Source organism: Streptomyces odontomachi (assembly GCF_024435355.1).
Taxonomy (GTDB): Bacteria; Actinomycetota; Actinomycetes; order Streptomycetales; family Streptomycetaceae; genus Streptomyces; species Streptomyces odontomachi.
The window spans coordinates 303,005-316,817 of sequence record NZ_JAMJWG010000012.1 but is presented as its reverse complement, the minus strand read 5'-3'; the positions used below and the strand labels follow the sequence as shown (position 1 = coordinate 316,817).

Here is a 13,813-nt window from a genome sequence, read left to right as displayed (position 1 = left end):
GGGTGGTGGAGTGAGGCGGGGGGGGGGGCGGGGGCGGGGGGGGGCGGGGGGGGGGCGGGGGGGGGGGGGGGGGGCGGCTTCCGGGGGGGGGGGGGGGGGGGGGGGGGGGGGGGGGGGGGGGGGGGGGGGGGGGGGGGGGGGGGGGGCGGGGCCGTGCGGTGCGCGGCGCGGCGTGGCCGCCCTTCGGACGCGCCGCCTTCGGACGCGCCGCCTGCGGAAGCGTCCGTCCCTCAGCCGCCGACCTGGGTGTTGGCCGCGTCCTTCGCGGCGCCCCAGCCGTGCCAGCGGTCGATCTCGATCCAGGCGCTGAAGCGGGCGCGGTCCCGCTGCGGGTAGGGGTTGCCGGTGTAGTGCCGGCAGAGCCGGTCGATGTCGGTCAACCCCTGGTCCTCGTACAGCTCGGTGACCCGGCCGATCAGGCTGACGTGCGTGATCCAGTTGTCGATGGCGATGACGGTGAGGCTCACCCGGGGGTCGTTGCGCACGTACTCCAGACGGCGGCGGCCCTCGTCCATGTTCACCAGGACCCGGCCGTCGTCCCACAGGTACCAGGTGGGCGTGGTGGAGGGCGACCCGTCCGGGCGCAGGGTGGCGATCACCGACGGGTTGGGCCGGCGCAGCAGCTCGATGGCCTCGGGTGACAGCGGCGGCTTGGACACGCGGAACTCCTCGGGACGCGGGATGGCGCCGGACACGGCACGCGACCGGCCGGTACGGCGCCCACGTTACGACCGGGACCCGTCGCCGTCGAAGCCCATCCGGTCCGGGTCGGCGCGGATGGCTCCAAGGCCTAGTCATGGGAGCGGTCCCATGGGAGCATGCTGGGTTGCGCGGTCGGTCTTTCGAATGACGTTCGGAGTATCGAACATTCGAGTGCCCCGCTCGCCCTGCTCATCCTGTTCATCCCCGCTCATGCCCGCACGCCCCCGCTCACCCCTGCTCATCCTGGCCATTCCTGCTCGTCCCGCTCGTCGAAACGGAGGATCGCGAGTGAGAGTGCATCATCAATTATTGGCATGTCCGCGACATGTTGTACTCGCGGCCATGACCCTGTTCCTGGCCGCCGTGCTCGGCATGGCCCCCGCTTCCCTGGCCCACGCGGCGGTGCCGGACACCCCCTCGGCTGCCGACGCCAAGTCCGTCTACATCCCGTCGAGCTGGGCCGCCACCGGCGAGGTGCCGTGGGCGCAGAACCGGACCAGGGAGTCGGCCGACTTCATCCTGCTGTGGGGCGAGAAGTCGGGCACCGACCCGAAGAGCGCGCCGTCGCCGTACCAGTTCGATCCGGACGACATCCTGAGCCAGCTGGAGTCGCTGTACGGCTTCTACGTGAACACGATGAAGTTCACGCCGGAGACCGGGCTGCTCACCCAGTACAAGATCGACGTGATCGTCACCCAGACCTGGAACAACAGCGACCTCAACGCCTGGGCCTCGGGCGGTTCGGCCGACGGCAAGGTCGGGGTCATCAACGTCGCCCCCGGCGCGGCACTGCCCGGATCCTGGGGCCTTGCCCATGAACTCGGCCATGTGTTCCAGAACTACACGTTCCTGGGCAAGGGCGGCAACGCCGGGATGACCGACGCCTCCGCCGGGACGTTCTGGGAGACCAGTGCCGAGTACATGGCGATGCAGGTGTACCCGGACGGCGGCGCGGGCGACCTGACGCGCTTCCTGCGCACCGAGAACCTCGCGTACTCCTCCAGTCGCCACCACTACGGCAACTGGATGCTGGTGCAGTACCTGGTCGACAAGTACGGCGGAATGAAGACCTTCACCGACATCTGGAACCAGGCCACCAGCAGCGAGCACCCGCTGGAGGTGTACCGGCGCATCGCGGGCCTGAGCCAGGCCCAGCTGAACACCCGGATCGCGGAGTACGCCCAGCACCAGGTCACCTACGACTACTCCAACCGCAGCCACCTGATGCCGTTCATCAACAACGTGTACGGCGCCGGGTTCATCAACGCCTACAACGGCGTGCCCGTGGACGCGGTCAACCAGTCCACCGGCCACTACGCCATCCCCGAGGCGATGGCCCCGTCCGACTACGGCTACAACAAGATCAAGCTGGTGCCGGCCAGCGACGGCGCACTGATCAAGCTGCACTTCAAGGGGCATGTCAACAGCGCCGCAGGCTCCGGCTGGTCCTACGGGTTCGTCGCGGTCAACGGCAGCGGCACGCCCCGCTACGGCGCCGTGTCCAGCAGCGCCGACGGCCAGGTCAGCTTCCAGACCCAGTCCGGCGAGAAGGAGGTCTACCTTGTCGTCACCGGTACCCCGGCCAGCGTGCACCACTACGCCTTCCTCGACGGGTACACCAAGAACTACCGCTACCCGTACGAGTTCCGGGTCAGCGGTGCCACCCCGTCCGGCTACGAGCCCGGCTACCAGAAGCCGACCGCGACCGGCGGTGGGCACTGGCACTCCAACGGGGGCGGTTGGGTCGACAACCGCGCCAACGTCGCCGCCAGCGTCTACGTCGGCCCGCGCGCCGCGGTCTACGGCAACTCCACCGTGTCGGGCAACGCCCGCATCGAGGGGCTGTCCTGGGTCAACTCCGGCGCCACCATCCGCGACAACGTCGTGGTGAAGGACAGCGCCATCGTCCAGGGGGGTGCCAACCTCTCCGGCAACGTCGTGGTCGGTGGCGACGCCGAGCTGGCCATCTCGTGCTCCTCGGGCACGTACCTGCTGTTCGCCCCGGACCGCGGCTGCGACGGCGGCGGCGGCGAGCCGGACATCAACCCGTCGCACGGGACGTTCACGGACGACGAGTTGGCGATCGGCTGAGTGTGGTGGCCCTTGCGTCTCTGGGTGGGCTCGCCCATCCAGAGACGTGGAGGCGTGGGAGAGCGGCGAGGGATGGCCAGTCTGTCTCTCGCCGTTCATGGTGGCGGTGCCCGTTCCCGGCCGGGTCTGCTGCGGCGGCGGGCGGTTCCGCCGTGACCACGGACGATTCGGGGAACGGCCTCATCCGTGTTAACCCCCATGGCATTGGAGTCGGCGTCGTCACTGGGAATCTCCTTCTCGTTTTGAGTGAACCGTCGGTCCGTTCGCGATCGATGGTGAAGTGCACGTGAGCCTGCCGTCAGTGCAGTTGCAGCACCATAACGTCGTACAGTGGTGCCTCATCCCACGGTCTTGACTGGCCGATTTTCTGATACCCCCAGGAAACGTAAGCCGACTGTGCGGGGGCAGTCTCGGGCTCCGGGCGCTGCGTGAGGGTGATCCGCTCTGCTTTGAGCCCTTGAATGAGGCGGCTGTGCAATTCAGCGGCGATTCCCCGCCTGCGCCAAAATTTACGCACGGCTAGCTCGATCACGGCAAAGGTGCGTGTTCCTGTTTCGTGGGCGAACTCGTCTGGAAGCGGCTTGAGGGTGTTTTTCCACCACCCGGTGTCGGGCGGCAGCCAGAAGCCGAAAGTGAATCCTAGAACCTCGCTTCCTTCCGATGCCAGGACCAGCCGGAATCCCTTCCGTTCGGCTTGGACACGGTAGCGCTCGATGAAGTCAGCGATATCCCGGGGGCCTTCACGGTAGGGCGGCTCCACGTACACCTCTTCATATGCAGGTAGGAAGGCGTCGAGTTTCCGCGTGACCACGTCCGTTCCCTCGAAGCGTTCGAAGGTCACCGTCATGCTTCCTCCCTATGTCTCAGGACGTAATCGGTCAGCCGTTCCGAGGCCTCGCGTGCGCTCGCGGCATCAACACCGGCCAGCAGGTCACGCACCTCGGTGAGCCGGTTGGTGACACGTCCGGACTCCACTTCCTCCAGCACGGTCAGATTGCCAACGGCCTCCGCTGCTCCCTCATCGACCTCTCCGGCCAGGACAAGGCTGCGGGCCAGTGTCATCCGGTACAGGGCATGGTTGCGGCCGTAGACCCGGTTCTGGTGGGCCAGGGCGGCGCGCAGATACGGAACCGCCGCCTGGTGGTGACCGATCTCCGCGTAGTGCAGTCCCCGGGCGTACTCGTCGCCGCACTAACGCCCGGAGTTGAACAGCAGGGGGGATGTGTAGCGGAAACTGATCGCGCGCGGAACATGCGCATGCCGTAGACCGCCGCCCGCCCCCACGTGTTGACGGTCCCGTCGGGGCGGGCGGTTTTCGATGGCGCGGTACGTGAACTACTCGGCCGTCGTCAGCCGTGCGGACTTCTCTGGGGGTCTGAACTGACGTTGATGACGGCTGGGCGCTCGGGCCCATCGTCCTCAGTGCGACGGGATGGCGTGTAGCGGGCGTCCGATGAGGGAGTCGAGGATGTCTCGGGCGGCGATCAGGTCGTCGATCGCCGCGTTGACCCGGCGGCGCTCTCGCGCCAGGCCGTCGATGAGTTCCGGGCACCTCCCGGACAGGACGACGGTTTCGTCGACGGCGCAAGGAAGGATTTCTGCGACGGCGGATGTGCCGAGTCCTGCGGAGAGCAGGATCTGGATGCGCCGCACGGTGGTGACGGCGCGTTCGTCGTAGTCGCGGTATCCGTTCGGCAGGCGTGTCGGGGTGAGCAGTCCTTGTTCTTCGTAGTAGCGGAGAGAGCGCTGGCTCACATCAGTGCGTCGTGACAGTTCACCGATCCTCATGGGGAAGAGTGCAGCAGCGCTTGACCTTCACGTCAATGTGAAGGTTTAGCGTCGGCGCATGATCACAACCTCTGATGGGAACACCCGACTCACGCCTGTGACCGTCCTCGGCCTCGGCCCGATGGGCCGCGCTCTGGCCGCCGCCTTCCTCGATGCCCGCCATCCGGTGACCGTGTGGAACCGTACGCCCGGAAAGGCCGGAGACCTTCTCGACCGGGGTGCGGTGGCCGTTGACTCGGTCCAGGACGCGGTGCGGGCCGGTGAGGTGACCGTTGCTTGTCTGATCGACTACGACGCGGTGCAGGCCGTGCTCGAACAAGCCCCGGCGGGCTGGGAGAACCGACGGCTGGTCAACCTCACCAGCGGAGAGCCGGCCCAGGCCCGTCAGATGTCGCGGTGGGCCTCTTCGCGGGGGATCGACTATCTGGACGGTGCCGTCCTGACGCCGACTGAGGCGATCGGCACTTCATCGGCCGCCATCCTCCTCAGTGGTGCCCGCCACGTCCATGAGGCCGTTCAGGAGACGATGGCCGCCTTGGGCGGCACCGCGGTGCATCTCGGCGACGATCCCGGCCGGGCGTCCGCCTACGAGGTCGCGCTCCTGGACATCTTCGCCACCTCGGTGAACGGCATCGTGCACGCTTTCGCCCTCGCGTCGGCCGAGGGCATCGAGCCAGCAAGGTTCGCGGCCTTCGCCACCGGTATCGGCGGACTCCTCCCGGAGATGATCACACGTTTCGCCCAGCAGATCAGGGCCGACCACTACCCCGGAGAGCGGTCCACGATCGCTTCGGCGGCATCCGGGATCACGCACGTCATCAACACCGCCACCAGCCATGGAATCGATGCGGGGATGCTCACCGCGGCGAAGAGGACCATTGACCATGCTGTCGCGGACGGCCATGGGCCCGAGGGGCTGGCGCGTCTGACCACCGTCCTCCGCAAGGCTAGCCGGCCCTGAAAACGAGACGTCCGATGTGCACTTGGGCTCCCCCGGACCCGGGTGTTCCCCCGGACCCGGGCGGCCTGAGCGGCCTTCACCGGTGCCACGGTTGACCCTCCTGCTCGTCCTCCTCCCCGCGTAGCGCGCCTACGGCGGCCTCGAGTGGACCGGGGGAGGGGTCCCGGGACCTTTCCGGCACGGTGAGGGAGCAGTCGGTCCATCAGGATCGACGGCTTGGTGCAGGAAAGGAGGGGGCCATGGCTACCGGTGTGCCGGAACGGATGCCGCGGAATGTCAAGTTCGCGTTGACGGGTGTGTGGTTCCAGGCCGTCGTCAATCTCTTCGCTGCGTCCCTCGTCCAGAGTGAGGTGGACGACCGGCAGGCGCACGGTCAGGAGGTCCAGAACCTCGGCCTGGTGCACTTCGCCATCTACGTGTCCTACGCGGTGGCGGCCGCACTGCTCCTGTCGGGGGTCTTCGCGGGGAAGCGCTTCGCCTGGGTGCGGGTCACGATCCTCTGGGTCGAGGGCCTGGCCGTGGTGATCTCGTTGATCAATCTCGTCTCCTCGGGCGTGCCCACCGCCGTGCTCGGATTGCTGCTCGCCTTCGGTATCGCGAGCGTGATGATGGGCCAGACGGGGCGCGAGTGGTTCTACCGAGGAGCCGTGGCCGACAGCGGGCCCGCTGACTGGGGTGAGGAACCCGGGCCGATGGGCTGACGTCGGCCGTCGGCCATCGGGCGGGGAGGGGCGGGGTCCGGCCTGTGCACCATCGGATGTGACGGTGCGCAGGCCGGGCCCCGTTGCGTCACAACCGCGCGCCGATGTCCGTCCCGTCGGCCGGGACCAGGAAGTCCGAGTCCGGGATCGAGCCGTCGGTGGCGCGTGGCCCGGTCACCGTCGACGGATCGGTGCTGCGGACCGAGCCGGCGTCCCAGGTGCCGCCGATGTCCCAGGAGTTGCCGGACGACCGGCCGCCGCCGGGGTTGACGGCCGTGCCGTCGGCCACGGACAGGTTCGCCGCCAGGGTGGACGTCGAGTCGCCCAGGTCGAAGCCGGTGCCGTCGTTGTCCCAGGTGGTGGTGTGGGAGACGGTGAGCGACCCGGGGTTGCCGTTGTCGGTCACCCCGTCGGCCGAGTTGCCGAAGGCGATCGAGTTGGTCAGCGTGTGGTCGGCGGCCGGGTCCACGTCGCCGCCGCCCATCTTGAAGCCGTTGCCGTCGCCCGTGTAGTCGGGGAAGTCCCAGCGGTTGAAGCCGTTGCCGTAGGCGATGGTGTCCTCGAGCGCTATGGGCGAGGTGAACTCCCAGGCGTCGAAGCCGTCGTCGGCGTTGTTCCACAGCCGGGCCCCGATGACCCGGTTCCCCTCGCCGCCGCCCTCCTTGATGCCGAGGCCGTCGGCGCTCTCACCGTTCTTGCGCGGGTCGTGGTTGCCGTAGGAGTCCAGCGCGGTGATCACGTTGCGGCTGGACTCGCCCTGCAACTGGAAACCCGTCTCGTAGTTGTCCCGCGTGGTCAGCCCGGTGAACTCGTTGTCGTTGCAGCCGTCGCAGTAGATGCCGTAGGGGCCGCGGATGAGCTCCAGGTCCTGGATGTGCCAGTACGAGGCCTCCTGGTGGATGGTGCCGCGCTGGCCGCTCGGGATGCTGCCGCCCACCGGGGTGTGGCTGGCCGGCAGCTGCTCGCCGTCGATGACGACGTGCTCCCCCTGGTAGCCGGTCAGGGTGATCGGCTGGCCCGCCTGTCCCGACGTGGTGATGGTGATGTTCTCGGTGAGCGCGTAGGTTCCGCCGCGTACCTCGATGGTGTCGCCGGGGCCCGCTCGGTCGACGGCCGCCTGAATGGTCGCCAGCGGATCGCTCACGGTGCCGGCGGCGGCGTCGTCCCCGTCCGTGGCCACCACGATCACCGTCGCCGCCGCCGTGGCATGCGCTTGCGTGGCACCCGTGCCGACGACGGCGGCCAGCCCGGCCGCGACCGCCATGAACCGCTTGATCCTCACGCTGTGTCCTTCCACGTCCCTGCGGCCCGACTCCGCTTCCACGCCGTTCGACACCACTCCTGCGCCGTTCGACGGCCCTGCGGTGCGCGGGGCGCCGGGAGGATAGCGGATGTGGCAAGCGCTTTCTACGGAGGGGCGGTTGGCCGGCCGATCGGGGTCAGTGTCGGTGGGCGGCGGTCAGTGGCGGTCAGGGCTGGTCGGTGACCTAGTGTCTTGGCCATGCCTGGTGAACGTGATCTTCCGCAGTTGCTGAGCGGGATGCGTCCCGAGCTGAATCCGGGGCGCTACGTGTTCACGATCGTCCCGGGCGCCACCGTCCCGGGCGCCACCGTCCCGGGCGGCGCCGCACCGGGCGGCGTGCCCGCCGGCGTCACCCCGGTCGTCACGGTCGCCGAGCAGGAGGGCCTGACGCTGGTCGTGCGGCAGGAGCAGGCGGACGCGGCGGGCCTGGAGTACGACTACGTGGCCGGCTGGATCACGCTGCGCGTCCACTCCGCGCTGGAGGCGGTCGGGCTCACCGCGGCCGTCGCGAAGGAACTCGCCGATGCCGGCCTGAGCTGCAACGTCGTCGCCGGATTCCACCACGACCAGCTGTTCGTGCCCTACGAGCACGCCGCGCAGGCCGTCGCCGTGCTGGACGCCCTCGCACGGCGGTCCGCCTGACGGCGGCGTGTGAAGGCAGCGCGGCCTGAAGCCGTCGCCCGGCGGCGCGCGGTGCTGCACCGCCCGGCCCCGCTCGCTAACCTCGAACGATGGCCGAGGAAGCGGTGGCACGTTTCTACGACGCGCTGGCCGACGACTACCACCTGATCTACCCGGACTGGGACACCAGTCTCCGGCGCCAGGGTGTCGCCCTGCACGCCCTGATCGGGCGGGACGGCGCAGAGGTGCTCGACTGCTCCTGCGGCATCGGCACGCAGGCGATAGGGCTGGCGCTGTGCGGGCACCGGGTCATCGGTACCGACCTCAGCGTCCGGGCCGCCGCGCGTGCCGCGCAGGAAGCCCACCGCCGCGGCGTCACGGTGTCCACGGCCGCCGCCGACATGCGCCGACTCCCGTTCCCTTCCGGGCGGTTCGACACCGTCGTCTGCGCCGACAACGCCATCCCCCACCTGCTGACCGAGCACGACGTGCGCGTCGCCCTGGCCGCGATGCGCCGCGTGCTGCGTCCCGAGGGGCGACTGCTGCTGAGCACCCGCCCCTACGACACCCTCCTGCGCGAGAGGCCCACCGCCACGCCCCCGCAGGTCCACCGGCTCGCCGACGGCGGCAGCCGCACCCTCACGTTCCAGCTCTGGCACTGGCACGACGACGGCGAGCGCTACGACCTGGAGCACTTCCAGCTCGTTCCGGCGGACGGCGGCGACTGGCGGGTCCGGGTCCGTACGGCGACGTACTGGGCACTGCGCCAGGACCTGCTGGCCGGCTTCGCCGCCGACGCCGGGTTCGTGGCGCCCCGGTGGCACACGCCGGACGAGACGGGCTTCTTCCAGCCGGTGCTCGTCGCGCGCACCTGAGCGTCGACCACGCCCGCTCCTGAGCGTCCACCACGCCCGCACCTGGGTGTCGAGCAACTGCCTGGTCGTGGCGGGCCGTCACGCGGTCCGGCGTGCGTACACCTCTATCTCGATCTTCATCCGCGGGTCCGCGAGACCGCACACGAGCATCGTGGCGGCCGGCCGGACGTCGCCGAAGCAGCGGCGCAGCACCGGCCAGCAGGGCTCGAAGTCCGTGCGTTCGGGCAGCAGGTAACGCACCCGCACCACGTCCGCGAAGCCGCAGCCCGCCTCGGCCAGCGCCGCCCCGATGTTGCGCAGGCACTGCTCGGCCTGCTCGACCACGTCGTCGGAGATCGTCATCGTGGCGTAGTCGAACCCGGTCGTCCCCGACACGTGCACCCAGTCGCCGTCCACCACGGCACGGGCGTAGCCGATCTGCTCCTCGAAGGTCGAGCCGCTGAGGATCGCGCGTCGTTCTGTCATGCGCCGAACGCTAGGTGAGCAGTACGGATACGTCCATCCAGGATGTGTCGCCCGGTCCGGCCGAGCGGGGCGGCGCCGGCGCATCCCCACATGGCGTCGCACCGGTGCCGCTAGAGTCGGGCTGACGTTGCGCCCAGCGCGGCGAGACGCGCGGCGAGACGGTCGGTCCGTCGTGCGGGCCGCGCGTCGTGATCGGGCCGGCGAAGGGGGAGGATCGTGCGGCCGTTGGAGCCCGGCGACCCGAAACGGGTGGGCGGCTACCGGCTGCTGGCCCGGCTCGGTGAGGGCGGCATGGGCGTCGTCTATCTCGGGCAGTCGCCGGGCGGCAGGATCGTCGCCGTCAAGACCGTGCTCGCGGGCCTCGCGCGCGACGCACGTTACCGCGCCCGCTTCCGGCGGGAGGTGGCCGCCGCCCGCACGGTGACCGGCGCGTTCACCGCGGCGCTGCTGGACGCGGACCCCGAGGACGACGACCTGCCGTGGCTGGCGGCCGAGTACCTGCCGGGGCTGTCCCTGCGGGAGGCGATCGGGGCCTTCGGTGCCTTTCCGGCCGGCACCGTGCGCCTGCTCGCGGCGGCCCTGGCCGAGGCGCTCGCCGACATCCACCGCGCCGGCCTCGCGCACCGGGACCTGAAGCCCGAGAACATCATGCTGACCGTGGGCGGTCCCCGGGTGATCGACTTCGGGATCGTCCGGCCGGACGAGGCCACCGTGATCACGCTGCCCGGCGCCCGGCTCGGCACGCCCGGGTTCATGTCGCCCGAGCAGGCGTCGGGCGCCACCGCAGGACCGGCCGGCGACGTGTTCGCGCTGGGTGCGGTGCTGGTGTTCGCCGCGACGGGACGGGAGCCGTTCAAGGCCGCGAACCGGGCGGCCACGCTGGCCCGGGTGCGTGAGGCACGCGCCGACCTGCGCGGCATCACCGACCGCCGGCTGCGCGCCCTCGTGGCGGACTGCCTGAGCCGCGCGCCGGAACACCGCCCCTCCGCCGTCGCGCTGCTCGACCGGCTGGGCGACCCCACCACCTCGGTCCAGGGCACCCGCTGGCTCCCCGCACCCGTGGCGGAGGAGATCGACCGCCGGCTCGCCCCCACGGCACCGTCGGCCCCCGGGCGGGCGGTGGCAGCCGGGCCCCCGGGGAGCACGACGGCTTCGGTGGCCGACGAGCCCGCGCTCCCGGCGGTGGCCCGCGCACAGCCGGCGCACCCCGCGCCACCGCGCCCTCCGGCGGGCATCCACGCGCCGCCCCCGCCGCCCGCCGACGTGCTGTCCCCCAGGGCACGGGTGGAACGCGCGGCCCTGGCGGCGCGCGCCACGCTCGACCGCTGGTTGCCGGCGGCCCTGGCTCCCGCCCGCCCGGCGGCCGGCCACCGCCACGCCGCCTCGACCGACGCCCCGCACGCCGACGCCCCCACCGCTCCCGCCGCCCGTCCGCACGCCGTTCCCCCTGCCGACCCGCACGCCGCCCCCACCGACGACCCCCAAGCCGCCCCCACCGACATGACCACCGCCACCTCGGCAGTGCCCCACGCCGCGCCCACCCCGCGACGTGGTGGCGATCCCGGCCCGGACCGGGACCGGTCCGCGGGTGGTGACGACGGGGTGGGCGGATCGCGTGTCCGGAGGACCGTGCGTGGCCTGCCACGCCGTACGTTGTTGCTGGCCGCGGCCGCCGTGCCGATGGTGGTGGCGGGAGTCACGGTGGCCGTGCTGCGGGAGCGGTCGGGGCACGGCGACGGGACGGCCGCGCAGTCGCCGGGGACGGGGTCGGGGTCGGGGTCGGCGTCGCCTTCGCCGTCGGTGCCGGCCGAGCCGCCCGAGGCGGTCCGGCAGTGGCGTTCCCGGGTCGTCGAGACGGGCAAGAGCAGCGCCGGCTACCCGGAGTTGTACGGCACCGGCGGCATGCTGGTGGTCGCGGGCGGGAGCGAGGACAAGGTGCACGCCGTCGATCCGCGGACGGGCACGAGGCGGTGGTCGCGGTCTTCCGAGGAAGGGCCGGCGGGGAACGTCACGGTCGGCTCGGACGCGGTGTACGTGGTCGATCCGCGCAAGGACGACGTCTCCGTGCTGCGTGCCCTCGACCCGGGGTCGGGCCACACCCGTTGGACGTACCGTCCGCCGTGGGACGACTTCGTGTGGGAGCTGGCCGCCACCGGATCGGTGGTCTGCGTGATCGCCGGCGGCGGGCTGCGGGCACTGGACGCCGCCGACGGGCGGACCCGGTGGACGTTCGACACCGACGCCATGACGCTGACCGCGGCCGGCGGGCTCGTGGTGGCCGCGGACGAGTCCACGTTGACCGGTCTCGACGCGGGCACCGGGCACGTCCGGTGGAAGACCCGCACCAAGGATCCCGCCCAGTCCCCCCTGATCGCCGACGGCCTGGTCAGCTACCGCGACACATACGGGGGGTTGTTCGTGGTGCACGCCGACGACGGCGCGTCCGCCTGGCACGCCGCCCTCGACCATCGCAGCTCGGTGCGGCGTGCGGGCTCCGGCCTGCTCTTCGTCGACGACGCGCAGGGGCAGTGCCGTGCGCTGCGGGCGGACACCGGCAAGGCGGCGTGGACGGGGCAGGCGGGCCGGTCCACCCTGGGCCTGTCCGAGGGGACGCTGTGGGTCACCGGCATGGATCCGACGGTGTACGCGCTCGACACCACCGACGGCCGGGTGCGGTGGACGTACCGGGCGGGCAGCCCGATCGGCGACGCTTCCGGGCTCGCCGACACCTGCGGCGCGCTGTCCCTCGCCGGGCGGGTGTGCTTCGCCGCGTACGGCGGATACGTCGAAGCCGTCGAACCGCCCGGCCGGAGCGAGCAGAGCGACGGAGGCACGCGTGCAGCCGCTTGACCGGGGCGATCCGCGGGCGGTGGGCCCGTACCGGATCCTGGCGCGCATCGGCACGGGCGGCATGGCCACCGTGTACCTGGGGCGGTCGCGGGGCGGCCGGGCGGTGGCGGTCAAGGTGCTGCACGCCGCGTTCGCCGATCGGCCGGGGGTGCGGGACGGGTTCCGGGGCGAGGTGGCGGCGGCCCGGGCGGCCGGCGGCGTGCACAGCCCGCCCGTGCTCGACGCCGACCCGGAGATGTCGCCGCCCTGGATGGCGACCGCGTTCGTGCCGGCGGTGTCGCTGGACGAGGCCGTCGACAGGTTCGGGCCGCTGCCCGCGGCCTCGGTGCGGCGGCTCGCCGCCGGTCTCGCGGAGGCCCTGGCAGCGTTGCACCGCCGTGGCATCGCGCACCTGGACGTCACCCCGGCGAACGTGCTGCTGGCCGCCGACGGGCCACGCCTGATCGACTTCGGCATCGCCACCGCGGTGCGCCCCGCGGAGCCCGGCTCCGACGCGGAACCCGCGGGTTCCTGGGGCTACATGTCGCCGGAACAGGTCGCCGGTGACGCCGGACCGCCGAGCGACGTCTACTCCCTGGGCGCCACGCTGGAGCACGCGCTCGACCCGGCCGGCACCGCCGGCGCCCGGCGCGATCGGGCCCGGCCGGGCGAGGACGGCCCCGACCACCGAAGCGATGTCGACATGCTGCGTTCGCTGGTCGCGGACTGCCGGCGGCCCGATCCCCGGAGCAGGCCGACGGCCGTGGAGCTGACGGGCCGGCTGGCAGCGGCCGCTGACGACGTCGGCCGGTCCACGGCCGGCTGGCTGCCCCCGCAGGTGACGGCGGCGATCGGGGCTCAGGCCGGGGCCGCCGACAACCCGCCGGAGCCGCTGGCCGCGCCACCCCGACGGCGGCTGTTGCTGGCGGGTGCGGCGGCCGCCGCCGTGGCCGGGACCGGCACCCTGGCCGCCTTCCTCGCCACCGGCTCGGACGACGACCCGCCTCCGCGGCCTGGTCCGAGCCCCTCGGCGACGTCCCAGGGCGCCACGCCCGCCGCCTCCACCGCAGCGTCCACCCCGCCGGCCTCCCCGAGCCCCTCAGGGCCGCCCATCGTGGTCACGTTCGAGGTGAAGGGCGACGGCTCACCGCTCAGCGACGTGGCGTACTGGGTGAACGAGCGGATGGTCAGGTTGAAGCGTGCGCAACTGCCCTGGCGCAAGACCGTCGAGGTGCCGCGGGTGCCGGGCAGCAGTGTCGACGTGCGGCTGCTCTTCAACTTCCCGCGCGGCGAGGTCACCTACCGGGTGACCGCGGACGGGCGCCAGCTGGTGCACGGTACGGCTCCGCAGGTGCCGGCGCAGTTCCGGTACTACCCCAGCGACGTGGACGCCGGAGGTGCCTTGTCCATCCCGGGACCCCTCCCGGGCTTTGCGGGCTAGCTTGGAAAGCAGCCTCGCGCGGACAGGGCTCGCGGA

General features: G+C 71.7%; 13 protein-coding genes. 7 read left to right on the top strand and 6 right to left on the bottom strand.

The annotated features are described in order from the left end of the window. Nucleotides 1-230 precede the first annotated feature (230 nt). Nucleotides 231-659, bottom strand: coding sequence for a PPOX class F420-dependent oxidoreductase (locus NQO67_RS24795; protein ID WP_255952423.1), 429 nt, complete (start codon nt 657-659; stop codon nt 231-233). Nucleotides 660-1,044: 385 nt separating this feature from the next. Here NQO67_RS24795 and NQO67_RS24790 point away from each other — a divergent pair, with 385 nt between their 5' ends. Then, nucleotides 1,045-2,793 carry a DUF6055 domain-containing protein gene (locus NQO67_RS24790; RefSeq protein ID WP_255952422.1) on the top strand — a complete coding sequence of 583 codons (1,749 nt, stop codon included), beginning with the start codon at nt 1,045-1,047 and terminating at the stop codon, nt 2,791-2,793. Nucleotides 2,794-3,091: 298 nt separating this feature from the next. On the opposite strand, the gene NQO67_RS24785 is transcribed toward NQO67_RS24790, so the two are convergent. From NQO67_RS24785 to NQO67_RS24775, 3 genes are all read right to left on the bottom strand, one after another. Then, nucleotides 3,092-3,640 carry a GNAT family N-acetyltransferase gene (locus NQO67_RS24785; RefSeq protein ID WP_255952421.1) on the bottom strand — a complete coding sequence of 183 codons (549 nt, stop codon included), beginning with the start codon at nt 3,638-3,640 and terminating at the stop codon, nt 3,092-3,094. After that, the gene (locus NQO67_RS24780) at nt 3,637-3,855 is read right to left on the bottom strand and encodes a hypothetical protein (RefSeq protein WP_255952420.1); all 219 of its coding nucleotides are present in this window, start codon (nt 3,853-3,855) and stop codon (nt 3,637-3,639) included. Before NQO67_RS24780 ends, NQO67_RS24785 begins: the two co-directional genes overlap by 4 nt. A 357-nt stretch (nt 3,856-4,212) precedes the next feature. Further along, nucleotides 4,213-4,581: a MerR family transcriptional regulator gene (locus NQO67_RS24775; RefSeq protein ID WP_255952419.1), complete on the bottom strand. Its 369-nt coding sequence runs from the start codon at nt 4,579-4,581 to the stop codon at nt 4,213-4,215. Between the two features lie 58 nt (nt 4,582-4,639). Between NQO67_RS24775 and NQO67_RS24770 the strand changes: the two genes are divergently transcribed. Together NQO67_RS24770 and NQO67_RS24765 are read left to right on the top strand one after the other, a co-directional pair. Further along, complete coding sequence (locus tag NQO67_RS24770; RefSeq protein ID WP_255952418.1) at nt 4,640-5,542, top strand: NAD(P)-dependent oxidoreductase; 903 nt, start codon at nt 4,640-4,642, stop codon at nt 5,540-5,542. Nucleotides 5,543-5,781: 239 nt separating this feature from the next. After that, on the top strand, nt 5,782-6,243 hold the full coding sequence (locus NQO67_RS24765) for a hypothetical protein (RefSeq protein WP_255952417.1): 462 nt from the start codon (nt 5,782-5,784) through the stop codon (nt 6,241-6,243). Nucleotides 6,244-6,331: 88 nt separating this feature from the next. Here the strand turns inward: NQO67_RS24765 and NQO67_RS24760 are convergent, their stop codons facing one another. Next, nucleotides 6,332-7,507, bottom strand: a complete 1,176-nt coding sequence (locus NQO67_RS24760) for a right-handed parallel beta-helix repeat-containing protein (protein ID WP_305126226.1) — start codon at nt 7,505-7,507, stop codon at nt 6,332-6,334. A 237-nt stretch (nt 7,508-7,744) separates the two neighbouring features. Here NQO67_RS24760 and NQO67_RS24755 point away from each other — a divergent pair, with 237 nt between their 5' ends. Together NQO67_RS24755 and NQO67_RS24750 are read left to right on the top strand one after the other, a co-directional pair. Continuing rightward, on the top strand, nt 7,745-8,188 hold the full coding sequence (locus NQO67_RS24755; protein WP_255952415.1) for an ACT domain-containing protein: 444 nt from the start codon (nt 7,745-7,747) through the stop codon (nt 8,186-8,188). An 89-nt stretch (nt 8,189-8,277) separates the two neighbouring features. Beyond that, entirely contained in the window at nt 8,278-9,042 is a 765-nt protein-coding gene (locus tag NQO67_RS24750; protein WP_255952414.1) for a class I SAM-dependent methyltransferase, read from the top strand. A 78-nt stretch (nt 9,043-9,120) separates the two neighbouring features. Here NQO67_RS24750 and NQO67_RS24745 read toward each other — a convergent pair whose 3' ends face one another. Next, the gene (locus NQO67_RS24745; RefSeq protein WP_255952413.1) at nt 9,121-9,507 is read right to left on the bottom strand and encodes a RidA family protein; all 387 of its coding nucleotides are present in this window, start codon (nt 9,505-9,507) and stop codon (nt 9,121-9,123) included. 216 nt (nt 9,508-9,723) lie between these two features. On the opposite strand from NQO67_RS24745, the gene NQO67_RS24740 reads away from it, so the two are divergent. Both NQO67_RS24740 and NQO67_RS24735 read left to right on the top strand, forming a co-directional pair. After that, the gene (locus NQO67_RS24740) at nt 9,724-12,357 is read left to right on the top strand and encodes a protein kinase domain-containing protein (RefSeq protein ID WP_255952412.1); all 2,634 of its coding nucleotides are present in this window, start codon (nt 9,724-9,726) and stop codon (nt 12,355-12,357) included. Further along, a complete protein-coding gene (locus NQO67_RS24735; protein WP_255952411.1) occupies nt 12,344-13,777 on the top strand; it encodes a serine/threonine-protein kinase in 1,434 nt (477 codons plus the stop codon). The genes NQO67_RS24740 and NQO67_RS24735 overlap by 14 nt, the downstream gene beginning before the upstream one ends. Nucleotides 13,778-13,813: the final 36 nt, after the last annotated feature.